Raw genomic sequence first — 23,366 nt, 5'->3', positions numbered from 1 at the left:
GGAGGCGAATTCTACAGCGTTAATCGCTGCTGTCAACACCTCTTTTTCTCCGCTTTCGACCGAGAAGATCGAACCGTCAAAAGAGCTGCACATCACTGCTCTTTTAACTCCTTCCAGCCTTCGATGATCTGAAGCAAACCGTTATCGAAAACTGCGTAACTCATTGAATCTCAAGGAGTTTTCCGTTTCGACTGCGCCGGAAGTGGGGCGAATTATAGACCTCTGGAATCTGCCGTCAACACCTATTTTCATATTTCTGTCATATCGGTCAAAAAGCCCCGAAAACGCGAAGGCCGACCTGAAAGGTCGGCCTTCTGCACATCCAGCTACTTATAAGCTAGGGAATGCGAACTGCGAAGCTTCATGGCTCGCACGTTGCGGCCAGCGCTGGGTGATCGCCTTGCGACGAGTGTAGAAGCGCACGCCATCCGGACCATACGCATGCAGGTCGCCAAACAGCGAACGCTTCCAGCCGCCGAAGCTGTGATAAGCCACCGGCACCGGCAGCGGTACGTTGACGCCGACCATGCCGACTTCGATCTCGTCGCAAAACAGCCGCGCCGCTTCGCCGTCACGGGTGAAGATGCAGGTGCCGTTGCCGTATTCGTGATCATTGATCAGTTGCATCGCCTCTTCCAGGCTGTTCACCCGCACCACGCACAGCACCGGCCCGAAGATCTCTTCTTTATAGATGCGCATCTCTGGAGTGACGTTGTCGAACAGGCAGCCACCGAGGAAGAAGCCTTCTTCATGCCCGGCAACGCTCAGACCACGACCATCGACCACCAAGGTCGCGCCCGCCGCCACACCGTCGTCTACATAACCGCTGACCTTGTCACGCGCCTGACCGGTAACCAACGGCCCCATGTCCAGACCGCACGAGGTACCCGCGCCGATTTTCAGCGCTTTGATCTGAGGGACCAGTTTCGCCACCAGCGCGTCCGCGACCTGATCGCCAACACACACGGCAACCGAGATGGCCATGCAGCGTTCGCCGCAGGAACCGTAGGCCGCGCCCATCAGTGCACTGACTGCATTGTCCAGATCGGCATCCGGCATCAACACCGCGTGGTTCTTCGCGCCGCCCAGTGCCTGAACGCGTTTGCCGCGCTTGGTGCCTTCGGCGTAAATGTATTCGGCAATCGGCGTCGAACCGACGAAGCTCAGCGCTTTGACTTCCGGCGCTTCGATCAACGCGTCCACCGCCGTCTTGTCACCATGGACCACACTCATCACACCTTTCGGCAAACCGGCTTCCAGCAGCAACTGAGCGATCAGCAGCGTTGAGCTTGGATCGCGCTCGGATGGCTTGAGGATGAAGCAGTTGCCACAGACGATCGCCAGCGGGTACATCCACAGCGGCACCATGGCCGGGAAGTTGAACGGGGTGATACCAGCCACAATCCCCAACGGCTGGAAGTCCGACCAGGCGTCGATGTTCGGGCCGACGTTGCGGCTGTACTCGCCCTTGAGGATTTCCGGGGCGGCGCAGGCGAACTCGACGTTCTCGATACCGCGCTTCAATTCACCGGCGGCGTCTTCCAGGGTCTTGCCGTGCTCTTCGCTGATCAGTTGCGAGATGCGCGCCTCGTTCTGCTCAAGCAGTTGCTTGAAACGGAACATCACTTGGGCGCGTTTGGCCGGCGGCGTGTTGCGCCAGGCCGGAAACGCAGCCTTGGCGGCATCAATGGCTTTCTGAATGGTGGCCTGGCTGGCCAGTGGCAGTTTATGAATTGCCTGACCGGTAGACGGGTTGAACACATCTACCGCGCGACCGGTTTCGGTTACCAGTTCGCCATTGATCAAATGCGGGATAACACTCATCGAACACTCCTGAATTCTGGTCAGCAGGCGCCGTGAGAGGCGCCCGCACTTTTGTACATATATAGAGGGAAAAATCAGTCGAGCTTGTTCAGCACTTCGCCGACCGCGTCGAACAAACGATCGAGGTCTTGCGGCTTGCTGTTGAAGGTTGGGCCAAATTGCAGAGTGTCGCCGCCGAAGCGCACGTAGAACCCGGCTTTCCACAGGGCCATGCCCGCTTCGAACGGACGCACGATGGCGTCGCCGTCACGCCCGGCAATCTGGATCGCGCCGGCCAAGCCGTAGTTACGGATGTCGATGACGTTCTTCGAGCCTTTCAGGCCGTGCAACGCGTTCTCGAAATGCGGCGCGACTTCGGCGACGCTCTGCACCAGGTTTTCCTTTTGCAGCAGATCGAGTGCCGCAAGACCGGCGGCACAGGCCACCGGGTGCGCCGAATAGGTGTAGCCATGGGGGAATTCCACGGCGTATTCCGGCGTCGGCTGGTTCATGAAGGTCTGGTAGATCTCGGAGCTGGCAATCACCGCGCCCATCGGAATCGCGCCGTTGGTGACTTGTTTGGCGATGCACATCAGGTCCGGGGTCACGCCGAAGCTCTCGGCGCCGAACATCGAACCGGTGCGGCCGAAACCGGTGATCACTTCGTCGAACACCAGCAGGATGTTGTGCTGATCGCAGATCTCGCGCAGACGCTTGAGGTAACCCTGCGGCGGAACCAATACCCCGGCAGAGCCGGCCATCGGTTCAACGAACACCGCAGCGATGTTGGAAGCGTCGTGCAATTCGACCAACTTGAGCAGCTCATCGGCCAAAGCAATACCGCCCTGCTCCGGCATGCCGCGGGAAAACGCGTTGCTCGCCAGCAGTGTGTGCGGCAGGTGATCGACATCCATCATCGCCTGACCGAACAGCTTGCGGTTGCCGTTGACGCCACCGAGGCTGGTGCCGGCGATGTTCACGCCGTGGTAACCACGGGCGCGGCCGATCATTTTGGTCTTGGTCGCCTGGCCTTTCAGGCGCCAATAGGCACGGACCATTTTCACCGCGGTATCGGCGCATTCGGAACCGGAGTCGGTGAAGAACACGTGGTTCAGGTTGCCCGGGGTCAGTTCGGTGATTTTCTCTGCCAGCTGGAACGACAACGGATGGCCGTACTGGAAGCCCGGCGAGTAATCGAGGGTGCCCAGTTGTTTCGAAACGGCTTCCTGAATTTCCTTGCGGGTGTGCCCGGCGCCGCAGGTCCACAGACCGGACAGCGAGTCGTAGATCTTGCGGCCCTTGTCGTCGAACAGCCAGCTGCCTTCAGCGCCGACGATCAGACGCGGGTCGCGCTGAAAGTTGCGGTTGGCGGTGTACGGCATCCAGTGCGCGTCCAGCTTCAGTTGACTGGCCAGTGGCGACGGCGCGTTTTCAGGCATGTTCATCGGGCAAAACCTCGCAGGGCATAAGCGTCAGGGAGATGGAAAGCGTTGTTGCAGCTAAATTGCCACGGCGATAAAGTCGGTGAAATCCAACTCTTCTAACCTTCAGTTAGATCATTGCTAAACAAAGAGAACAAAAAATGAGCAGCCGCCGCGCCGATCCATTGGCCCAGGTCAGTGATTTTGATATTCGCCTGCTGCGGATTTTTCGCAGTGTCGTGGAGTGTGGCGGCTTCTCCGCAGCGGAAACCGTGCTCGGCATCGGCCGCTCGGCGATCAGCCAACAGATGAGCGATCTGGAGCAGCGCCTCGGCTTGCGCTTGTGTCAGCGTGGCCGGGCCGGATTTTCCCTGACAGAGGAAGGTCGTGAGGTGTATCAATCAGCGCTGCAATTGTTGAGTGCGCTGGAGAGTTTCCGCACTGAGGTCAACGGCCTGCACCAACACCTGCGCGGCGAGCTGATCATCGGCCTCACCGACAACCTCGTCACCCTGCCGCACATGCGCATCACCCACGCCCTCGCGCAGTTAAAAGAACGCGGGCCGGATGTGCAGATCCAGATTCGCATGATTGCACCAAACGAAGTTGAACAAGGTGTGCTCGACGGGCGCCTGCACGTTGGCGTGGTGCCGCAGGCCAGCGCCTTGTCAGGACTGGAATATCAGCCGTTGTACAGCGAGCGCTCACTGCTGTATTGCGCGGTGGGTCATCCGCTGTTTTATGTCGACGACAAGCAACTCGATGATCAACGCCTCGACAGTCAGGACGCGATTGCGCCAACCTTTCGTTTGCCGGCGGAGATTCAGGCGCATTATCAGGCGCTCAACTGCACCGCCAGTGCCTCTGACCGTGAGGGCATGGCGTTTCTGATTCTGACCGGGCGCTACATCGGTTACCTGCCGGATCACTACGCCAATCTTTGGGTACAGCAGGGGCGCTTGCGTGCGCTCAAGGCCGGCACGCGTTTTTACGATTTGAGTCTGGCATCGGTCACGCGCAAGGGGCGGCGCCCTCATTTGGTGCTGGAAAGTTTCCTCGAGAGTCTGGCCGCGACGCGATAGATAAGCGCGCAGAGCCCAGCCCGGCTGGGCCTCATCGACAAAATCCAGAAATAACCTGAGCAAGTGGACAGGTTTTTGCAGAGAAGGGGTAACTCTCCTTCAAGAAGCCAAAGCCATGCAGCCAGATTCCGACTCGTCCAGTGAACTGATCTACGGCCTCAACGACCGCCCCAAACCACTCGCCGCCATTCTCGCCGCACTGCAACACGTGCTCGCCAGTTTCGTAGGCATCATCACCCCGCCACTGGTGATCGGTTCCGCGCTCGGGCTGACCGCGCATCTACCGTACCTGATCAGCATGGCGCTGATGGTCTCGGGCGTCGGCACTTTTATCCAGGCGCGGCGACCGTTCGGCATTGGCGCGGGGATGATCTGTCTGCAAGGCACCAGTTTCGCGTTTCTCGGTGCGGTGCTGTCGGCCGGGTTTCTGGTCAAGCAGCGCGGCGGCAGCCCGGAAGATATCCTGGCGATGATTTTCGGCGTGTGCTTTTTCGGCGCAATCGTGCAGATCGTGCTCAGCCGTTTCATCGGTCAGTTGCGCCGAGTGGTGACACCGCTGGTGACCGGCATCGTCATCACGCTGATCGGCATCAGCCTGATCAAGGTCGGCATCACCGATCTGGGTGGCGGCTTCAACGCGCCGGACTTCGGCGCGCCGGGCAATCTGGCCTTGGGCGTGTTTGTGTTGCTGACGATCATTCTGCTCAACCGCTCGAATACGCCATGGGTGCGACTGTCGGCGATCATCATCGGACTGGTGCTCGGCAGCCTCGCGGCGTGGTTCAGCGGGAAACTGGTGCCGCAGCCGCTACCTGACTTGCCGCTGGTGAGTTTTCCTACGCCGTTCAAGTTCGGCTTCAGCTTCGACTGGACCGCTTTCCTGCCGGTGGCGCTGATTTATCTGATCAGCACCATCGAAACCGTCGGCGACCTCACCGCCAATTGCATGCTTGCCCGCCAACCGATCAGCGGTCCTTCTTATATAAGCCGCTTGCGCGGTGGCGTGCTCGGTGATGGTGTCAGTTGCATGATCGCGGCGACTTTCAGCGCTTTCCCCAACACAACGTTCGCGCAGAACAACGGCGTGATCCAATTGACCGGCGTTGCCAGCCGCTACGTCGGCCTGTACATCGGCGCGATCCTGTTCTGCCTCGGCCTGTTCCCGATGATCGGCGCGGTGCTGCAACAGATCCCGAAACCGGTGCTGGGCGGTGCGACGCTGGTGATGTTCGGCGCAGTGGCGGCGGCGGGGGTGCGCATTCTCGCGCAGTCGCCGCTGGACCGGCGCAGCATGTTGATCATCGCCACTTCGTTCGGCGTCGGCCTCGGCATCGCCGCGCAACCGAACCTGCTGCACCTGCTGCCGAAACTGGTGCAGAACCTGTTCGACTCGGCGATCACCAGCGGCGGGCTGACGGCAATCGTCCTGTGTCTGTTGTTGCCGGAAGGCAAAACCGCTGAGACAAAAAGCCCCGCGTCATTGAACAAGATCGAACAGGCGTAACTGTTTTTCCGCGCCAGGACTTGTCGTATGCCTGTGGGTGCGCTATCAACGCAACTGGTTGCACCCACAGACAATCCCGGAAGTGCCTATGACCTTTGAAGTCCCAGCCCACGGCGGCAAACCCGCCAGCCGCATTCGTCAGAAGAACGAAGAGACCATTCTCAAAGCCGCCGAAGACGAGTTCGCCCGTCACGGGTTCAAAGGCACCAGCATGAACACCATCGCGCAGAATGCCGGGCTGCCCAAGGCCAACCTGCATTACTACTTCACCAACAAGCTCGGTTTGTATGTGGCGGTGCTGAGCAACATCATCGAGTTGTGGGACAGCACCTTCAACACCCTCACTGCCGAGGATGACCCGGCCGAAGCGCTGACCCGCTACATCCGCGCGAAGATGGAATTCTCCCGGCGCCAGCCACAGGCCTCGCGAATCTTTGCCATGGAAGTGATCAGCGGCGGCGAATGCCTGAGCGAATATTTCAATCAGGATTACCGCACCTGGTTCACCGGGCGCGCGGCGGTGTTTCAGGCATGGATCGATGCGGGCAAAATGGACCCGGTCGATCCGGTGCACCTGATCTTCCTGCTGTGGGGCAGCACCCAGCATTACGCCGACTTCGCCACGCAGATCTGCCGCGTCACCGGGCGCAGCAAGTTGACCAAGCAGGACATGGAAGACGCCGGCAACAACCTGATCCGCATCATTCTCAAAGGCTGCGGCCTCACTTCCTCTCTATAAGACGTCTATGCCTTTCACCCTCAGCGGTTTTTGCGAGTACCGCGAAGAGATTCGCAAAAGCCGCTTCATCACTCTGGCGACGCCGATCAGCAGCCCCGCCGATGCGCAGGCGTTTTTCGAGCAGCACAGCGATTTGAATGCCACGCACAATTGCTGGGCGTGGAAACTCGGCGCGCAATACCGCAGCACTGACGACGGCGAGCCGGGCGGCACGGCCGGGCGCCCTATTCTGGCGGCGATCGAGGCGCAGGACTGCGATCAGGTCGCGGTGCTGGTGATTCGCTGGTACGGCGGCATTCAACTGGGGACCGGCGGTTTGGCCCGAGCCTATGGCGGTGGCGCCAACAAGTGCCTGCAAGCGGCGGACAAAATCGAGCTGATCAGCCGCGTACCGCTGAGTTGCGCCTGCGGATTTGCCGAGTTGGCGCTGGTGAAGTTGCGCGTGGCCGATCTCGGTGGCTTGGTGGTGGAGGAGAACTTCACGGCCAATGGTGTTGAGTTGAAGCTGGCGGTGGGGGAAGCGCAGATCGAAGTGCTGCAAAGTCAGTTGGCGGATCTGAGCCGTGGGCGGATTTTGTTGCAGCGTTGAGGGTGGAAGATCAAAAGATCGCAGCCTTCGGCAGCTCCTCCAGGGGATCGCATTCCAATTGTAGGAGCTGCGGAACGCTGCGATCTTTTTGGGGCACTCCGTGAATTCCGGTTTCCGCCGACTTGCCCACATGGGCTGTGCACCCGACTGTGGATAACCTGAGCACACACCGCTGTAACCCTTCTGTCATGCGGCTTTGCGCGATTTGTTCAATTTTCGTTCAATTGACCCGACGAAAGGGAAATCCAGCGTAAAAACAAACAGTTACCTTCGTTTATGACCATTAGAACAAAGCATCGCAGTGCTTATGCCCACCCTCGGCGCTTGCGCACAATTACTGTGGAGCAACCTGTGGATAAGCCGTTCATGACCGCCGCAGCCGCTGGATCTGTCTGGCTCCCAGGCAGTTGCTCGTTTTTTAACCAACTGCAAGCGGGCAAAACTGGAGCCTGTTCAATGGCTTTGCGCTGAATTGGTGCTCGAGAGAAAGACAAAATGCCCGCCGATGCGCTGCTGTCGGCACTTGCGGACTGGCTCCGCAAGCGTTCCTGACTCAATGGCCAGGAAATTGCTTTATCCACAGGCACAACTCCAAGTCAGTCGAGCCTGTCATGTCCATCGCCCCTTCCCCGCCGCGCCTGCAACTGCGCCAGATCAGCAAACGCTACCCCGGTTGTCTGGCCAACGACGCCATCGACCTGAGCATCGCGCCGGGTGAGATCCATGCCCTGCTCGGTGAAAACGGCGCGGGCAAAAGTACGTTGATGAAGATCATTTACGGGGTCACCCAGTGCGACAGCGGTGAAATGCTCTGGGAGGGGCAGCGCGTGCAGATGCGCAACCCGGCGCAGGCGCGGCAGTTGGGCGTTGGCATGGTGTTCCAGCATTTCTCGCTGTTCGAAACCCTCAGCGTCGCGCAGAACATTGCCCTGGCGATGGGCGCGGCGGCCGGCACGCCGAAGCAACTGGAGCCGAAGATTCGCGAAGTCTCGCGGCGTTACGGCATGGCGCTGGAGCCGGAGCGACTTGTCCACAGCCTGTCGATCGGCGAGCGCCAGCGGGTGGAAATCATCCGTTGCCTGATGCAGGACATCCGCCTGCTGATTCTCGACGAGCCGACCTCAGTACTGACGCCGCAAGAGGCGGACGAATTGTTCATCACCCTGCGGCGCCTCGCCGATGAGGGCTGCAGCATTCTGTTTATCAGCCACAAGCTCGGTGAAGTGCGCGCCTTGTGCCATAGCGCCACGGTGCTGCGCGGCGGCCGGGTTGCCGGGCATTGCGAGCCCGCCGAATGTTCGGACCAGCAACTGGCGCAAATGATGGTCGGTGAAGCGGCGGCTTTGATTGGCGAGTATCCGAAGGTCAGCGGTGGCGCGGCGTTTCTGCAGGTGCAGGGTTTGAGCTGGCACAACCCGGATCCGTTCGGTTGCTCGTTGACCGACATCGACCTGCAAGTGCGCAGCGGCGAAATCGTCGGCATCGCCGGGGTCGCGGGCAATGGTCAGGATGAGCTGCTCGCCCTGCTCAGCGGCGAGCAGCCCTTGCCTCGTGCGCAAGCGGCGACCCTGCGCTTCGCAGATAGAAACGTCGCTGACCTGCGCCCGGATGCGCGGCGCAAACTCGGTCTGGCCTTCGTGCCGGCCGAACGCCTCGGCCACGGCGCGGTGCCGGAGTTGAGTCTGGCCGATAACGCCCTGCTCAGTGCTTTCCAGCACGGACTGGTCAGCCACGGGTTGATTCAACGCGGCAAAGTCGAAGCGCTCGCGCAGCAGATCATCCAGCGTTTCGGCGTGAAGACCCCGGACACGCAAACGGCTGCGCGCAGCCTGTCCGGCGGCAACTTGCAGAAATTCATCCTCGGCCGGGAAATTCTTCAGCAACCGAAACTGCTGATCGCCGCGCACCCGACCTGGGGCGTCGACGTTGGCGCCGCCGCCACCATCCATCGCGCCTTGATCGCCCTGCGCGATGCCGGCGCGGCGATTCTGGTGATTTCCGAAGACCTCGATGAGCTGTTCCAGATCAGCGATCGCCTCGGCGCGCTGTGCGGCGGGCGTCTGTCGGCACTGCAAGACACCAGCGCTACACAACTGAGCGATGTCGGCGCGTGGATGGCCGGCCAGTTCGATCACTCACCTCGCGCCGCCTCGGTTTAACGGAGTTCCAACCATGCTGCTTTCTCTCGAACCCCGTGGCCAGCAATCGCGCCTGATGCTGTGGTGCTCGCCGTTATTGGCGGCGGCCCTGACCCTCGGCTGCGGCTCGCTGTTGTTCATCGCGCTGGGCCACGACCCACTGCAAACCTTGCACACACTGCTGATCGCACCGGTCAGCGATTTGTATGGCGTGTCTGAATTGCTGGTCAAGGCGCTGCCGATTCTGCTCTGCGCACTGGGCCTGGCCGTGGCCTATCAGGCGCGGATCTGGAACATCGGCGCCGAAGGCCAGCTGCTTCTCGGCGCACTGGCCGGCAGTGCTCTGGCGGTGAACATTATTGGTATGCAAAGTCGCTGGGCGCTGGTGCTGATTCTGCTGACGGGGACGCTGGCGGGCGCCGCATGGGCCGGGCTCACCGCATGGCTGCGCACGCGCTTCAATGCCAACGAAATCCTCACCAGCATCATGCTCAACTACATCGCGCTGAACCTGCTGCTGTTCTGCGTGCACGGGCCGTTGAAGGATCCGGCGGGCTTCAATTTTCCCGAGTCGGCGATGTTCGGCGACGCCAGTCGTTTGCCGCTGCTGCTGGAGGACGGCCGCGTGCATGCCGGCGTGTATTTCGCCCTGCTCGCGCTGGTTGCGGTGTGGGTGTTGTTGCAGAAAAGCTTTATCGGCTTCCAGATCAAAGTGCTCGGGCTGGACAAACGTGCGGCAGGTTTTGTCGGCTTTCGCGAGAAGCGCCTGATCTGGCTGGCGCTGTTGATCAGCGGTGGTCTGGCCGGGCTCGCCGGGGTCTGCGAAGTGACCGGGCCGATCGGCCAACTGGTGCCCCAAGTGTCGCCGGGCTATGGCTACGCAGCGATCACCGTGGCGTTCCTCGGACGGTTGAATCCGCTTGGCATTCTGTTCTCCAGTCTGCTCATGGCGCTGCTGTACATCGGCGGCGAGAGCGCGCAGATGTCGCTCAATCTGCCGCAAGCGATCACCCAATTGTTCCAGGGCATGATGCTGTTTTTCCTGCTCGCCTGTGACGTGCTGATTCTCTATCGGCCACGCCTGAAACTGCGCTGGACCCGGCGCGCCTCGACCCCTGCCGTAACCGCCGGAGCGCTGTGATGGATATCGATCTTTTGAGCAATATTTTCTACGCGATGGTCCGCTGCGGCACGCCGCTGCTGCTGGTGGCATTGGGTGAGTTGATCTGCGAGAAAAGCGGCGTCCTCAACCTCGGCCAGGAAGGCATGATGCTGTTCGGTGCGGTGATCGGTTTTATCGTCGCGCTGAACAGCGGCAACCTGTGGCTGGGTGTGCTGCTGGCGATGTTGGCCGGGATGTTGTTGTCGTCACTGTTTGCTCTGGTCGCGCTGGTGTTCAACGCCAATCAGGTGGCCACCGGTTTGGCGCTGACGATCTTCGGCGTGGGCCTGTCGACATTTGTCGGCGCGGCCTGGGTGGGTAAGCCGCTGGCGGGTTTCGAGCCTTTGGCGATTCCGTATCTGAGTGAGATCCCGCTGATCGGGCGGATGCTGTTTGCCCAGGATCTGCTGGTGTATCTGTCGTTCGCCCTGTTTGCGCTGGTGGCGTGGGTGATCATCAAAAGTCGTGTCGGCCTGATCATTCAAGCGGTCGGTGAAAACCCGGATGCGGCCAGCGCCATGGGCTTGCCGGTGCTGACCGTACGCACCTTGGCGGTGTTGTTCGGCGGAGCAATGGCCGGGCTGGCCGGGGCCTATCTATCGTTGGCCTACACACCGATGTGGGCAGAGAACATGACCGCCGGGCGCGGCTGGATCGCTCTAGCGCTGGTGGTGTTTGCCAGTTGGCGGGTGTGGCGGTTGTTGCTTGGGGCGTATCTGTTCGGCCTCGCCAGCATCCTGCACTTGGTGGCACAGGGATTGGGACTGGCGATTCCTTCGAGCCTGCTGGCGATGCTGCCGTATGTGGCGACGATTTTGGTGCTGGTGCTGCTGTCCCGCGATGCCGTGCGCACTCGGTTGTATGCGCCGGTTTCGCTGGGGCAGCCGTGGCAGGCGGGACATTAGTTGATGTCAGAGCGGGCCTGCTCGCGAAGGCGTCCGCACCGGCAACACCTGGAGCACGCCTCATGATTGTTTCTGATCAAACACCCTCGAGAAACTCGAGAGGCCTGGAGTATGCTCCGGGGTCAAAGCCTGTTTTCGCCAAGCGCTGCAACTGTGGCGCGGTCAGGCGTGTCCATTGAATCCTGAATGCTGACTTTCAAGGAAACCCATCATGTCTCAGGCAAAAAACGCACTGATCATCGGCGCCTCCCGGGGCTTGGGCCTCGGTCTGGTGAAGACCCTGCTGGCCGATGGCTGGCAAGTCACCGCGACGGTGCGCAATCCGCAGAAGGCCGAGGCGCTGCAAGCGCTGGGTGACGTGCGCATCGAGAAGCTCGACATGGACGATCAGCAAGCGGTGATCGCTCTGAGCCAGAAACTCAAGGGCGAAACCTTCGATCTGTTGTTCGTCAACGCCGGGGTCAAAGGTCCGGAAGTACAGACCCCGGGCGGCGCGACCCTGGCCGAGGTCGGGCAACTGTTTTTCACCAACGCGGTGGCGCCGATCAATCTGGCCCAGCGTTTCGTCGGGCAGATCCGCGACGGCAGCGGCGTGCTGGCGTTCATGAGTTCGGTGCTCGGCAGCGTGACCATGCCCGACGCGCCGGAACTGGCGCTGTACAAGGCGAGCAAGGCGGCGCTGAATTCGATGACCAACAGTTTTGTCACGCAACTGGGCGAGCAGAAACTCACCGTACTGTCGTTGCACCCGGGCTGGGTGAAGACCGACATGGGCGGCGAAGGTGCTGACTTGGATGTAGAGACCAGCACTCGCGGGCTGATTGACCAAGTCAATGCATTCACCGGCAAGGGCGGGCATCACTTCGTCAATTACAAGGGTGAAACCATTCCCTGGTAAGTCTACGAATCTCCTGTGTAGGAGCTGCCGAAGGCTGCGATCTTTTGATTTTCAAGATCAAGATCAAAAGATCGCAGCCTTCGGCAGCTCCTACACGGGACCGTGGTGTCCGGTCGGGTTGGGCTTGCCCGATGGGGCGATTTGTTTGAAACTGCGCGCCTCGTCCTTCGCGGCGACCCTGGATCAGCAGACAGGGCAACACTGAGCTGGCAACCCTGAACCCAACTTTCAGAGGAGCCGGCCACAATGCCTGCGACCCGTACCTGGTTAAAAAATCCCCTCGCCATTTTCACCTCCAACGAGCTTGATGCCCGTGGCGGTCTAGTCGTGCAAGACGGTGTGATCGTCGAAGTGCTCGCTGCCGGTCAGCAGCCGTCGGCGCCGTGCAATGAAGTGTTCGATGCCCGCGAGCATGTGATCCTGCCGGGCCTGATCAACACTCACCATCACTTCTATCAAACCCTGACCCGCGCCTGGGCGCCGGTGGTCAATCAGCCGCTGTTTCCGTGGCTGAAAACCCTGTACCCGGTATGGGCGCGGCTGACCCCGGAAAAACTCGCCCTCGCCACCAAAGTGGCGCTGGCCGAATTGCTGCTCTCAGGTTGCACCACCGCTGCCGACCATCACTATCTGTTCCCGGACGGTCTGGAAAACGCCATCGACGTGCAGGTCGAAACGGTGCGTGAACTGGGCATGCGCGCCATGCTCACGCGCGGCTCGATGAGCCTAGGCGAGAAGGACGGCGGCCTGCCTCCACAACAAACGGTGCAGGAAGGTCAGGTGATTCTCGACGACAGCCAGCGGCTGATTCACGAGTATCACGAGCGTGTCGATGGTGCACAGATCCAGATCGCTCTGGCGCCATGTTCGCCATTTTCGGTGACCCCGGAAATCATGTCGGCCAGTGCTGATCTGGCGAACACGCTCGATGTGCGTCTGCACACCCACCTCGCTGAAACCCTTGATGAAGAAGACTTCTGCCTGCAACGTTTCGGTCTGCGCACCGTCGATTATCTGGACAGCGTCGGCTGGCTCGGCCCGCGTACCTGGCTGGCCCACGGCATCCATTTCAACCCCGACGAAATCGCCCGCCTCGGCCAGGCCGGTACCGGCATCTGCCACTGCCCAAGCTCGAACATGCGCCTGGCGTCCGGCATCTGCCCGAGCATCGAGCTGACCGACGCCGGCGCGCTGTTCGGCCTTGGCGTCGACGGTTCGGCGTCCAACGATGCCTCGAACATGATCCTCGAAGCGCGTCAGGCCCTGTACATCCAGCGCCTGCGCTACGGCGCCGAAAAGATCACCCCGGAGCGCGTGCTGGGCTGGGCGACCAAGGGTTCGGCAAGCCTGCTCGGTCGCAGCGACATCGGCGAAATTGCCGTGGGCAAACAGGCGGATCTGGCGTTGTTCAAGCTCGATGAACTGCGCTTCTCCGGTAGCCATGATCCGATTTCGGCGTTGCTGCTGTGCGGCGCCGATCGGGCGGATCGGGTGATGATTGGCGGCAAGTGGCGTGTCGTTGATGGCCAGGTTGAGGGGTTGGACCTGAAAGGTCTGATCGCCGATCACAGCCAAGCCGCTCGCCAACTGATCGCCGGTACCTGACTCACCGCCGTTCAAAACTGTGGGAGCGAGCCTGCTCGCGAAGAGGGAGTGTCAGACAACATGTTTGTTGGATGACACACCGTTTTCGCGAGCAGGCTCGCTCCCACATGGGTATCTGCCAGCCCTAAAGGCCCAGTAGCGACAGCATGATAAAGGTCGCAAACAGTACAAAGTGTGTCATCCCCTCAATGGCGTTGGTCTCGCCGTCATTGAGGTTGATCGCGCTGACGATCAGGGTGATGAAGATCATCACCGTTTGCACTGGGGTCATCGCCATTTGAAACGGCTGGCCGGTGTACAGCGCCATCGCTTCCATCACCGGTACGGTCAGAATCACCGTCGACAGTGACGCGCCCATCGCAATGTTGACCACCGACTGCATGCGATTGGCCAGTGCCGCACGCAGTGCAGTCAGAATCTCCGGCGCGGCGGAAATCGCTGCCACCAGAATCGCCGTGATCACCGGCGGCGCGCCCGTGCCTTCCAGGCCCAGATCGAGGGTCTTGGACATCACCTCGGCCAGTGCGCCGATGATCACCACCCCCGACACCAGAATGCCGATCGACAGCGCCAGGCTGACCGACTTCGGCTCCTGCTCGACCGGCTCCTTCTTGCGACGTTTGTCCGGGTAGCTGTAGCTGAAAAAGTAACTGTGCGGGCCGACCTGCATGCGCAGGAACAGCGCGTAAAGCACCATCATCGCGCCAATGGTGAACGCCGAATACATCTTCCAGTTGGCCTCGGGAATGAACTCCGGGACCACCATCGACACGCCCATCGCAGTGAGGATCATGACGCTGTAGCTGCGCGCCGAATCGTCGTTGTAGGACTGCTCGCCGTGTTTGATCCCGCCCATCAGTGCGGCGAGGCCGAGGATGCCGTTGATGTCGAGCATGACCGCTGAATAAATCGTGTCGCGCACCAGTGTTGCCGAGGCTTCGTTGCTCATCATGATCGCCAGGATCACCACTTCGACCAGCACCGCCGAGAGCGTGAGGATCATCGTGCCGTAGGGATCGCCGACCTTTTCCGCGAGCAGTTCGGCGTGATGAGCGACGCGCATCGAGGCGGCGACAATAAAGGCGATCAGCAGCAGACCGCCGCCCAGCGCGACGATCTGGCCGCTGTGCAGCAGCCAATGTTCCAGTGGATAAGCGACGCACGCGGCAAGGACTGCCAGCAGCAGGAAGCTTTCTTGTTTGAGGATCGAGAGCATGACGGGCCTTTTGCCGAAAAGAGCTGATGAAGCTACTGACTGCCGCGCGCCGCTAACGTTTCGTTACATCTTTGCGCACCAACCCATGGCGCGCGCACGCTGACTTGCACTGCGTTGGTTCCAACGCTGAAAAGATCGCAGCCTTCGGCAGCTCCTACAGGTTCGCATTTCCATGTAGGAGCTGCCGAAGGCTGCGATCTTTTTGTTTGTTGTCCTTTTGGTCAGCAATTTGCATTGGCCCTGAGCACACACAACAAAATGGAGTTCGGGTTCATGCCAATACGTCCGCTGCACAAACTGCTGTACGCCGCCATCGGTCTGGGAATCAGCCTGAGCGCCAGCGCTGCCGATCCGCTGAAGGTCGGCTTCGTCTACATCGGCCCGATCGGTGACCACGGCTGGACGTATCAGCACGAACAGGGGCGCAAGGCCCTGGCGGAAAAACTCGGCACGCAGATCACCACCAACTACGTGGAAAACGTCGCCGAGGGCGCCGACGCCGAGCGGGTGATCCGCAACATGGCCAAGGACAAATATGACCTGATCTTCACCACGTCTTTCGGCTACATGAACCCGACAGTGAAAGTCGCCAAGCAATTCCCCAAGGTCACTTTCGAACACGCCACAGGCTACAAGCAGGACAAGAACCTCGGCACTTACCTGGCGCGCACTTACGAGGGCCGTTACGTCGGCGGTTTCCTCGCGGCGAAGATGACCAAGACCAAGAAGATCGGCTATGTCGCCTCGTTCCCGATTCCGGAAGTGATCCGCGACATCAATGCCATCCAGTTGGCCCTGAACAAGTACAACCCTGGCACCGAAATCAAAGTGGTGTGGGTCAACTCCTGGTTCGATCCGGGCAAGGAAGCCGACGCCGCCAACGCGCTGATCGATCAAGGCGTCGACGTGGTGTTCCAGCACACCGACAGCCCGGCGCCGATCCAGGCTGCCGAACGGCGCGGCGTGTATGCCGTAGGCTACGCCTCGGACATGGCCCACTTCGGCCCGAAAGCGGTGCTGACCTCGATCGTCAACGACTGGGCGCCACACTACATTCAGGCGACGCAGAGCGTGATCGATCACACCTGGAAATCCCAGGATTACTGGGGCGGGTTGAAGGAAGGCACAGTGGAACTGCCGATCAGCGATCTGGTGCCGGCGCCGGTGAAAGCCGAAGCCGAGCAATTGATCGCCGACATCAAGAGCGGCGCATTGCAGCCGTTTACCGGGCCGATCAAGGATCAGGCCGGTGTGGAAAAAATCCCCGCGGGCGTGAGCGCGACCAATGCGGAACTGGCTTCGATGAATTACTACGTTGAGGGCATGAAGGCCGAGATGCCGAAGTAGTCCCCCGATTCACCACACAAAACCCTGTGGGAGCGAGCCTGCTCGCGAAAGCGGTGTGTCATTAAACAAAAATGTTGTCTGACACTCCCTCTTCGCGAGCAGGCTCGCTCCCACATTGGAAACACAGCGTATTCAAGGATTGTGTATGGATCAGCTTCCGATCATTGATATCAGCCCGCTCTATGGCGACGACGAAAATGCCTGGCCTGCGGTGGCCGGGCAGATCGACCAAGCCTGTCGCGAGTGGGGCTTTTTCTACATCAAGGGCCATCCGATCTCGGCGCAGCGCATCGACGCCCTGCTCGATCACGCCCAGCGCTTCTTCGCCCTGCCCGCCGCAGAAAAACTGAAGATCGACATTACCCAGACCCGCCATCATCGCGGCTACGGCGCAATTGCCACCGAGCAACTGGACCCGGACAAACCCAGTGACCTCAAAGAGACCTTCGACATGGGCCTGCACCTGCCGGACGAGCATCCCGAGGTGCTCGCGGAAAAACCCTTGCGCGGCCCCAATCGGCACCCGGCGCAACCCGGCTGGGAAACGCTGATGGAGCAGCATTACCTCGACATGCAAGCGCTGGCGCAAACACTGTTGCGGGCGATGACCATTGCGCTGGGCATCGAGCGCGACTTCTTCGATTCGCGCTTTGTCGACCCGGTCAGCGTGTTGCGCATGATCCATTATCCGCCGCGTCACACCGCCAGCTCCGCCGAGCAACAAGGTGCCGGCGCCCATACCGATTACGGCTGCATCACCCTGCTCTATCAGAACAGCGCCGGCGGTTTGCAGGTGAAGAACGTCAATGGTGAATGGATCGACGCGCCACCGATTGACGGCACGTTCGTGGTCAACCTCGGCGACATGATGGCGCGCTGGAGCAACGACCGTTATCGCTCGACGCCGCACCGGGTGATCAGCCCGCTGGGCGTGGATCGTTATTCGATGCCGTTCTTCGCCGAACCGCACCCGGACACGCGCATCGAATGCCTGCCCGGTTGCCAGGACGCACAGCATCCGGCGAAATATCCGACCACCACCTGCGCGCAATTCCTGCTGTCGCGCTTCGCCGATACCTACGCCTATCGCCGTGAACAAGAGGCGGTTTGATCGATCACCTGGTCAGGTTTTGCCAATTGTTGCGGCCAGCCTCTGTAGAATGCCGGCATTGCACCTGATGAGAAAAGACTATGTACGACTGGCTCAACGCCCTGCCCAAAGCCGAACTGCACCTGCATCTGGAAGGTTCGCTGGAGCCTGAACTGCTGTTCGCCCTGGCCGAACGCAACAAGATCGCCCTGCCGTGGAGCGACGTCGAAACCCTGCGCAAGGCTTACGCCTTCAACAACCTGCAGGAATTTCTCGATCTGTATTACCAGGGCGCCGACGTGCTGCGCACCTCGCAGGACTTCTACGACCTGACCTGGGCCTACCTGCTGCGCTGCAAAGCACAGAACGTGATTCATACCGAACCGTTTTTCGATCCGCAGACCCACACCGACCGGGGCATCCCGTTCGAAGTGGTGCTCAACGGCATCGCCGCCGCGCTCAAGGATGGCGAGACGCAACTGGGTATCAGCAGCGGTTTGATCCTCAGCTTCCTGCGCCACCTCAGCGAAGACGAAGCGCAGAAAACCCTCGATCAGGCGCTGCCGTTCCGTGATGCGTTTGTCGCGGTCGGGCTCGACAGTTCCGAGATGGGCCACCCGCCGAGCAAATTCAAACGCGTCTTCGATCGCGCCCGCGACGAAGGCTTCCTCACCGTCGCCCACGCTGGTGAAGAAGGCCCGCCGGAGTACATCTGGGAAGCCATCGACCTGCTGAAAATCCAGCGCATCGACCATGGCGTGCGCGCCATCGAAGACGAGCGCCTGATGCAGCGGATCATCGACGAGCAGATTCCGCTGACCGTATGCCCGCTGTCGAACACCAAGCTCTGCGTGTTCGATCACATGTCGCAGCACAACATCCTCGACATGCTCGAGCGCGGCGTGAAGGTCACGGTGAACTCAGATGACCCGGCGTATTTCGGCGGGTACGTGACCGAGAACTTCCATGCGCTGCACGAGCATCTGGGCATGACCCAGGATCAGGCCAAGCGCCTGGCGCAGAACAGCCTGGATGCGCGGTTGGTAAAACCGTAAGCAACTGCAAAATCACATCAATACCTGTGGGAGCGGGCTTGCCCGCGATAGCGGATTGTCAGTCAACATAGATGTTGAATTTTGCTGGCCCCATCGCGGGCAAGCCCGCTCCCACAGGGTGCTGCGTTTATTTGAATGGCTGCGCTTCGGTCAGCTCTTCCAGGGTCTTGCCCCGCGTCTCCATCCCGAACAGCCACACCACTCCCGCCGCGATCGCGAAGCACGCCGCGCCCAGCGCGAACACCCCGCCCTGCCCGGTAATCGGGAACACCAGCCCGGTCACCAGTGGCCCGAGCAGCGAGCCGACGCGGCCGATGGCCGAGGCGAATCCCGAGCCGGTTGCCCGCGCTGAAGTCGGATACAGCTCTGGCGTGTAGGTGTAGAGCACCGCCCACATGCCGAACAGGAAAAACTGCATCAACAATCCGGTGCCGATCAGCAACGCGACGTTGCCGCCGAACACCGCGCTCTGCCCATACAGAAACGCCATCACCCCGCCGCCGAGCAGGGTGACGATGCACACCGGTTTACGCCCCCAACGCTCGACCAACCATGCCGCCATGAGGAAGCCGGGAATCCCGCCGAGCGAGATCAGCACGGTGTAATACACTGATTGCGTCACGGCGAAACCTGACTGCTGCAGCAATGCGCTGAGCCAGGAAGTCAGCCCGTAGAAACCCAGCAATGCGAAGAACCACAGACTCCAGATCATTGTCGTGCGCTGGCGATATTGCGGCGACCAGATCTGCTTGAGTGCCGAGAAGAAATTACCCGGTGGCGTCACCGTGCGTGGCAAACGAACCGGTTCCGGTAACGCCGCACCGCTCAGCGAAGCACGCACCCGCGCTTCAATGCCGTTCAACACCTTGTCCGCGTCGGCGTCGCGCCCGGCCTGTTCCAGCCAGCGCGGCGACTCAGGGATGAAAAAGCGGATTGCCAGGACAAACACCGCAGGCACCGCCAGTACCAGGAAGATATCGCGCCAGCCAATCAGCGGCAGCAGGAAGTACGAGAGCACGCCCGCCGCGACAAAACCCAGCGGCCAGAAGCCGTCCATCAGGGCGATGTAGCGCCCGCGTCGTTGCGCCGGAATCAATTCCGACAGCATCGACTGTGCGATGGGAAACTCCATGCCCATGCCGATTCCGAGCAGGATGCGAAACAGCGTCAGCGTCTCCACCGTCTGCGCCGTCGAACACAGGTAACTGGCCACGCCCCACAACACGATGCTCCACTGAAACACCGGTTTGCGCCCGAAGCGGTCGGCGAGCATTCCCGACAGCGACGCCCCGAGCACCATGCCGAAGAAGCTCGAGCTGGCCAGCAGCCCTGCCTGTGCACTGCTCAGGCCGAACTCGGCTTTGATCGAGCCGAGCAGGAAAGTCATCATCGCCAGATCCATGGAGTCGAAGAAAAACGCCAAGGCAATGATGATGAAAATGACGCGGTGATAGCCGCTGAGCGGCAGCCGTTCCAGGCGTTCAGCCGCACTAAAGCGTTGTGTATTCATGTTGTGCTCCCCCATCCGGAAAATCCCCGGATCGAGTGTGCGCGATGGTCATACAGAGGTCGTACTGGATGAGACCTGTTCACAGCCGTGGACGACGTCAGCCTTCAGCTCATCGCCGAGCAACGCTCTAGAACGCTGTTACCAGCTCGGTTTCCTTGGCAAAGCGATGGATTTCGCGCTGGCCCGTCGCGGTCAACTGCAAGGCGCGGGAATCGTTGGGCAAGGTCAGCCAGCCGGACTGCATGAACAACTGCAACAGCGCCGCGCCCAGTGAACCGCCCATGTGCGGACGGCGCTCGCTCCAGTCCGGGCAGGCGCAGGCGACCTGCACGTTGCGGTGGGCCAGGGCCTGGATGAACACTCCGCGCTGCGCCAGTCGGGTGGAGCCCTTGTGCGTCACCACTACCCGCTGCTCAAGCTGCTCGATCCAGCCGGCATCGAGCAGGCGCTGATACAGGTCGGCCGCCAGGGTACCGCCCAGATGATCGTCGCAGAACCGCGCGCGCAACAGCGAAGACGGCGCCGCCTGCGGCCTGACCATGGGAGTCGTGCGTTTCAGCGCATCAGGGATTTGCCGTGGCGCGCTGGCAATGGTGGCGCTGGCCAGTGCTTCGATCGCCGCGCCGATTTCCGGTGCCGCCAGGCGAAAGAAGCGTTTGCGCCCACGCATTTCGATGTTCAACAGCCCCCCTGCGGACAGGCGTCCCAGATGCGCACTGGCCGACGACGGCGAGAGCCCGGCCAGCAGCGCCAGCTCTTCGGCTTGCCGGGCCGAGCCATCCATCAACGCCCACATCATCGCGCTGCGCTTGGGGTCGGCCAGCAATGTCGCGATCTGGCTGATGCACGGTGCATGTTCCATATGTTCACTCCCTGTTGAATCGTATCGTCTACCGCTCGGAGACATCCTGGCCGGTTATGGGGCATCGGCCAACACGCGAAAATCGCCCGGGATCGGTGGCAAGGGATGCCACCGACACCAGCTGCTCCGGCACACAACCTGGCAGCAGAAGTAGCAACCGTCACCAAAAGCCGGCAACGCGTTACGGGGTCTGCGCGCCGGGTGTCAGTGCAGGCATGAGGCGGGCGCTAGTATAAGCGGGTTAAGCCAGACGTCCTGCGCCTGGGCCTGGGCAGGTGGCGATTGTTCCTGACAGAAATTTCTCTAATTGCCTGCGACTAATGATCAACTTTGAGGAAACCGGGAAATTGACTACTCAATTCGGCGCATCGGCTGGCGAGCATCTCCCTCAGCAGGTTCACCGGCTTACTCAATTGTGCGCGATGGGCGCACAACAGATTCAGCGGTGCGCGCTCACACAGCAGTTCCGGCATCAGCACTTTGAGGCGTCCGGCGAGCACATCGGCGCCGACGTCGAGCCAGGATTTGTAGGCAATACCGGCACCGGCCAACGCCCATAGCCGCACGACGTCAGCGTCATCGCTGAAGCGGTCGCCACTCACGGTCAGGCCGACTTCACGCTTGCTATCGTGAAAACTCCAGTGGTCATGAACGCGGCTGCCGAGCATGTACAAAAGGCAGTTGTGCTGGGCCAGTTGTTCGAGCTGACGCGGCTCGCCATGCCGGGCCAGATAGTCGGGGGACGCGCACAACACCCGGCGATTGTGTGGCGCGATGGGCAAGGCGATCAGGCTGGAATCTTCCGGCTCGCCATAGCGCAGGGCGATGTCCACCGGTTGCCGAAACAGGTCGGCGATGCGGTCGCCAAGCAGCAGGCGCACCGTCAGTTTCGGGTGTTCACGCTGGAACGCGTCGAGCCACGGCAGCAGCAGATTGCGGCCGAAGTCCGAGGGCGCCGAAAGCTGCAAAATCCCGCTGACCTGATCCTGACCGCTGGCGAGCAGTCGACGCCCCTCGTCGAGATTACTCAGGGCGGCGCGGGCATACTCAAGAAAGCCTTCGCCCTCGGCGGTCAGGCGCAGGCTGCGGGTCGACCGCGCCAGCAGCCGCGCACCGAGTTGCTGCTCGATGCGCTTCAACGCCGCGCTGGCCACAGCGGCCGACATGTCCATCACCCGCGCCGCCGCTGAGAGACTGCCCAGATCCGCCGCGCGAACAAACAACTGCAAGTCATCAAAACGCAGCATGCACCGCCTCGATTATCAAAAAAATATTGAAAGAGCCTGCTCTTTTAGCCGGTTTTATCGCGCAGAGAAATAGCCAATGATGACCTCTATCGAATTCAGCCGTTTTCCTTCTTCTATCAACTGTACGGAGCCATCCATGAAAGCCATTGCCTATTACGCTTCCCTGCCGATCAGCGACGCCAAGTCCCTGCAGGACATTGAACTGCCAGAACCGGTCGCTGGCCCGCGCGACCTCTTGGTGGAGGTCAAAGCCATCTCGGTCAACCCGGTCGACACCAAAGTGCGGCAGAACGTGGCGCCGGAAAACGGCGCGGCGAAAGTGCTGGGCTGGGACGTTGCCGGTGTGGTCAAGGCGGTCGGCAGCGACGTCACCCTGTTCAAGGCCGGTGACAAGGTGTTCTACGCCGGTTCGATTGCCCGGGCCGGTGGCAACAGCGAGTTGCACGTGGTCGATGAGCGCATCGTCGGTCACATGCCCAAGTCCCTCGGTTTTGCCGAAGCCGCTGCGCTGCCGCTGACCGCGATCACTGCGTGGGAATTGCTTTTCGAGCGCCTGCAAATCAGCGAAGGCAGCAATGATGAAGGCCAGAGCCTGCTGATCGTTGGTGCGGCGGGCGGCGTGGGCTCGATCCTCACTCAATTGGCCAAGCAATTGACCGGCCTGAAAGTCATCGGTACCGCGTCCCGTGCGCAAACCCGTGACTGGGTCAGCGCACTCGGTGCCGATCTGGTCATCGATCACAGCCAGCCGCTGAGCGAAGAATTGAAACGCGCCGGCATTGCCAGCGTGACCCACGTCGCCAGCCTGACCCAGACCGACCAGCATCTGGCGCAACTGGTCGAAGCCCTCGCGCCGCAAGGCAAGCTGGCGCTGATCGACGATCCGAAGTCCCTCGACATCAGCCTGCTCAAGCGCAAGAGCCTGTCGCTGCACTGGGAGTTCATGTACACCCGCTCGCTGTTCGAAACGCCGGACATGATCGAACAGCACAAGCTGCTCAACCGCGTCGCTGAGCTGATTGACGCCGGCACTCTGAAGACCACCCTGGGCGAGCACTTCGGCGCGATCAACGCGGCCAACTTGCGCCGTGCCCATGAGCTGCTGGAAAGCGGCAAGGCCAAGGGGAAAATTGTTTTAGAAGGTTTCTAAAAAAATAAAGCCTCGCAAACGCTCGTGATGCCAGAGCGGTTGC

At 60.8% G+C, this 23,366-nt stretch carries 19 protein-coding genes; 13 read left to right on the top strand and 6 right to left on the bottom strand.

From position 1 onward, the window contains the following. Positions 1-330: 330 nt before the first annotated feature. On the bottom strand, positions 331-1,824 hold the full coding sequence (locus AC0IXA_RS13620) for a CoA-acylating methylmalonate-semialdehyde dehydrogenase (protein ID WP_024011478.1): 1,494 nt from the start codon (positions 1,822-1,824) through the stop codon (positions 331-333). 74 nt (positions 1,825-1,898) lie between these two features. Further along, positions 1,899-3,248 carry an omega-aminotransferase AptA gene (gene aptA / locus AC0IXA_RS13615; RefSeq protein WP_217879287.1) on the bottom strand — a complete coding sequence of 450 codons (1,350 nt, stop codon included), beginning with the start codon at positions 3,246-3,248 and terminating at the stop codon, positions 1,899-1,901. A 137-nt stretch (positions 3,249-3,385) separates the two neighbouring features. Between aptA and AC0IXA_RS13610 the strand changes: the two genes are divergently transcribed. The 9 genes from AC0IXA_RS13610 to AC0IXA_RS13570 all read left to right on the top strand — a co-directional run bounded on the left by AC0IXA_RS13610 (position 3,386) and on the right by AC0IXA_RS13570 (position 13,846). After that, positions 3,386-4,306, top strand: a complete 921-nt coding sequence (locus AC0IXA_RS13610) for a LysR family transcriptional regulator (protein ID WP_016771807.1) — start codon at positions 3,386-3,388, stop codon at positions 4,304-4,306. A 115-nt stretch (positions 4,307-4,421) separates the two neighbouring features. Beyond that, on the top strand, positions 4,422-5,810 hold the full coding sequence (locus tag AC0IXA_RS13605; RefSeq protein ID WP_471813444.1) for a uracil-xanthine permease family protein: 1,389 nt from the start codon (positions 4,422-4,424) through the stop codon (positions 5,808-5,810). 88 nt (positions 5,811-5,898) lie between these two features. Continuing rightward, entirely contained in the window at positions 5,899-6,549 is a 651-nt protein-coding gene (locus AC0IXA_RS13600) for a TetR family transcriptional regulator C-terminal domain-containing protein (RefSeq protein ID WP_471813442.1), read from the top strand. Positions 6,550-6,556: 7 nt separating this feature from the next. Further along, the gene (locus AC0IXA_RS13595; protein WP_076565607.1) at positions 6,557-7,138 is read left to right on the top strand and encodes an IMPACT family protein; all 582 of its coding nucleotides are present in this window, start codon (positions 6,557-6,559) and stop codon (positions 7,136-7,138) included. 611 nt (positions 7,139-7,749) lie between these two features. Beyond that, complete coding sequence (locus AC0IXA_RS13590; protein ID WP_341638552.1) at positions 7,750-9,297, top strand: ABC transporter ATP-binding protein; 1,548 nt, start codon at positions 7,750-7,752, stop codon at positions 9,295-9,297. Positions 9,298-9,310: 13 nt separating this feature from the next. Further along, on the top strand, positions 9,311-10,417 hold the full coding sequence (locus AC0IXA_RS13585; protein ID WP_122699960.1) for an ABC transporter permease subunit: 1,107 nt from the start codon (positions 9,311-9,313) through the stop codon (positions 10,415-10,417). Continuing rightward, positions 10,417-11,343, top strand: a complete 927-nt coding sequence (locus AC0IXA_RS13580; RefSeq protein ID WP_008088667.1) for an ABC transporter permease — start codon at positions 10,417-10,419, stop codon at positions 11,341-11,343. The genes AC0IXA_RS13585 and AC0IXA_RS13580 overlap by 1 nt, the downstream gene beginning before the upstream one ends. A gap of 211 nt (positions 11,344-11,554) precedes the next feature. Continuing rightward, positions 11,555-12,241 carry an SDR family oxidoreductase gene (locus AC0IXA_RS13575; protein WP_133336985.1) on the top strand — a complete coding sequence of 229 codons (687 nt, stop codon included), beginning with the start codon at positions 11,555-11,557 and terminating at the stop codon, positions 12,239-12,241. Positions 12,242-12,487: 246 nt separating this feature from the next. Further along, positions 12,488-13,846 carry an 8-oxoguanine deaminase gene (locus tag AC0IXA_RS13570; protein ID WP_471813438.1) on the top strand — a complete coding sequence of 453 codons (1,359 nt, stop codon included), beginning with the start codon at positions 12,488-12,490 and terminating at the stop codon, positions 13,844-13,846. Positions 13,847-13,970: 124 nt separating this feature from the next. Here AC0IXA_RS13570 and AC0IXA_RS13565 read toward each other — a convergent pair whose 3' ends face one another. After that, positions 13,971-15,062: a calcium:cation antiporter gene (locus tag AC0IXA_RS13565; RefSeq protein ID WP_341638550.1), complete on the bottom strand. Its 1,092-nt coding sequence runs from the start codon at positions 15,060-15,062 to the stop codon at positions 13,971-13,973. 273 nt (positions 15,063-15,335) lie between these two features. Here AC0IXA_RS13565 and AC0IXA_RS13560 point away from each other — a divergent pair, with 273 nt between their 5' ends. The 3 genes from AC0IXA_RS13560 to AC0IXA_RS13550 all read left to right on the top strand — a co-directional run bounded on the left by AC0IXA_RS13560 (position 15,336) and on the right by AC0IXA_RS13550 (position 18,554). Further along, positions 15,336-16,409: a BMP family ABC transporter substrate-binding protein gene (locus AC0IXA_RS13560; RefSeq protein WP_016771815.1), complete on the top strand. Its 1,074-nt coding sequence runs from the start codon at positions 15,336-15,338 to the stop codon at positions 16,407-16,409. 145 nt (positions 16,410-16,554) lie between these two features. Further along, positions 16,555-17,520 carry a 2-oxoglutarate and iron-dependent oxygenase domain-containing protein gene (locus AC0IXA_RS13555; protein ID WP_471813435.1) on the top strand — a complete coding sequence of 322 codons (966 nt, stop codon included), beginning with the start codon at positions 16,555-16,557 and terminating at the stop codon, positions 17,518-17,520. Positions 17,521-17,600: 80 nt separating this feature from the next. After that, positions 17,601-18,554, top strand: coding sequence for an adenosine deaminase (locus AC0IXA_RS13550; protein ID WP_024011466.1), 954 nt, complete (start codon positions 17,601-17,603; stop codon positions 18,552-18,554). Positions 18,555-18,681: 127 nt separating this feature from the next. On the opposite strand, the gene AC0IXA_RS13545 is transcribed toward AC0IXA_RS13550, so the two are convergent. The 3 genes from AC0IXA_RS13545 to AC0IXA_RS13535 form a co-directional block, all read right to left on the bottom strand. Further along, positions 18,682-20,064 carry an MFS transporter gene (locus AC0IXA_RS13545; RefSeq protein WP_341638548.1) on the bottom strand — a complete coding sequence of 461 codons (1,383 nt, stop codon included), beginning with the start codon at positions 20,062-20,064 and terminating at the stop codon, positions 18,682-18,684. Positions 20,065-20,191: 127 nt separating this feature from the next. Beyond that, the gene (locus AC0IXA_RS13540) at positions 20,192-20,926 is read right to left on the bottom strand and encodes an ArsR/SmtB family transcription factor (RefSeq protein ID WP_471813432.1); all 735 of its coding nucleotides are present in this window, start codon (positions 20,924-20,926) and stop codon (positions 20,192-20,194) included. A 317-nt stretch (positions 20,927-21,243) separates the two neighbouring features. Further along, positions 21,244-22,173 carry a LysR family transcriptional regulator gene (locus tag AC0IXA_RS13535; protein ID WP_471813430.1) on the bottom strand — a complete coding sequence of 310 codons (930 nt, stop codon included), beginning with the start codon at positions 22,171-22,173 and terminating at the stop codon, positions 21,244-21,246. A gap of 136 nt (positions 22,174-22,309) precedes the next feature. On the opposite strand from AC0IXA_RS13535, the gene AC0IXA_RS13530 reads away from it, so the two are divergent. After that, positions 22,310-23,323, top strand: coding sequence for a zinc-binding alcohol dehydrogenase family protein (locus AC0IXA_RS13530; RefSeq protein WP_471813428.1), 1,014 nt, complete (start codon positions 22,310-22,312; stop codon positions 23,321-23,323). Positions 23,324-23,366 lie beyond the last annotated feature (43 nt).

The organism is Pseudomonas sp. AC083 (genome assembly GCF_979253165.1).
The sequence above is the reverse complement of the archived record's forward strand: the minus strand, read 5'-3'. Positions and strand labels throughout refer to the sequence as shown.

Coding starts and splice junctions, on each gene's coding strand:
- AC0IXA_RS13620 (WP_024011478.1), bottom strand. CDS start 1,824: ATGAGTGTTATCCCGCATTTGATCAATGGCGAACTGGTAACCGAAACC.
- aptA (WP_217879287.1), bottom strand. CDS start 3,248: ATGAACATGCCTGAAAACGCGCCGTCGCCACTGGCCAGTCAACTGAAG.
- AC0IXA_RS13610 (WP_016771807.1), top strand. CDS start 3,386: ATGAGCAGCCGCCGCGCCGATCCATTGGCCCAGGTCAGTGATTTTGAT.
- AC0IXA_RS13605 (WP_471813444.1), top strand. CDS start 4,422: ATGCAGCCAGATTCCGACTCGTCCAGTGAACTGATCTACGGCCTCAAC.
- AC0IXA_RS13600 (WP_471813442.1), top strand. CDS start 5,899: ATGACCTTTGAAGTCCCAGCCCACGGCGGCAAACCCGCCAGCCGCATT.
- AC0IXA_RS13595 (WP_076565607.1), top strand. CDS start 6,557: ATGCCTTTCACCCTCAGCGGTTTTTGCGAGTACCGCGAAGAGATTCGC.
- AC0IXA_RS13590 (WP_341638552.1), top strand. CDS start 7,750: ATGTCCATCGCCCCTTCCCCGCCGCGCCTGCAACTGCGCCAGATCAGC.
- AC0IXA_RS13585 (WP_122699960.1), top strand. CDS start 9,311: ATGCTGCTTTCTCTCGAACCCCGTGGCCAGCAATCGCGCCTGATGCTG.
- AC0IXA_RS13580 (WP_008088667.1), top strand. CDS start 10,417: ATGGATATCGATCTTTTGAGCAATATTTTCTACGCGATGGTCCGCTGC.
- AC0IXA_RS13575 (WP_133336985.1), top strand. CDS start 11,555: ATGTCTCAGGCAAAAAACGCACTGATCATCGGCGCCTCCCGGGGCTTG.
- AC0IXA_RS13570 (WP_471813438.1), top strand. CDS start 12,488: ATGCCTGCGACCCGTACCTGGTTAAAAAATCCCCTCGCCATTTTCACC.
- AC0IXA_RS13565 (WP_341638550.1), bottom strand. CDS start 15,062: ATGCTCTCGATCCTCAAACAAGAAAGCTTCCTGCTGCTGGCAGTCCTT.
- AC0IXA_RS13560 (WP_016771815.1), top strand. CDS start 15,336: ATGCCAATACGTCCGCTGCACAAACTGCTGTACGCCGCCATCGGTCTG.
- AC0IXA_RS13555 (WP_471813435.1), top strand. CDS start 16,555: ATGGATCAGCTTCCGATCATTGATATCAGCCCGCTCTATGGCGACGAC.
- AC0IXA_RS13550 (WP_024011466.1), top strand. CDS start 17,601: ATGTACGACTGGCTCAACGCCCTGCCCAAAGCCGAACTGCACCTGCAT.
- AC0IXA_RS13545 (WP_341638548.1), bottom strand. CDS start 20,064: ATGAATACACAACGCTTTAGTGCGGCTGAACGCCTGGAACGGCTGCCG.
- AC0IXA_RS13540 (WP_471813432.1), bottom strand. CDS start 20,926: ATGGAACATGCACCGTGCATCAGCCAGATCGCGACATTGCTGGCCGAC.
- AC0IXA_RS13535 (WP_471813430.1), bottom strand. CDS start 22,173: ATGCTGCGTTTTGATGACTTGCAGTTGTTTGTTCGCGCGGCGGATCTG.
- AC0IXA_RS13530 (WP_471813428.1), top strand. CDS start 22,310: ATGAAAGCCATTGCCTATTACGCTTCCCTGCCGATCAGCGACGCCAAG.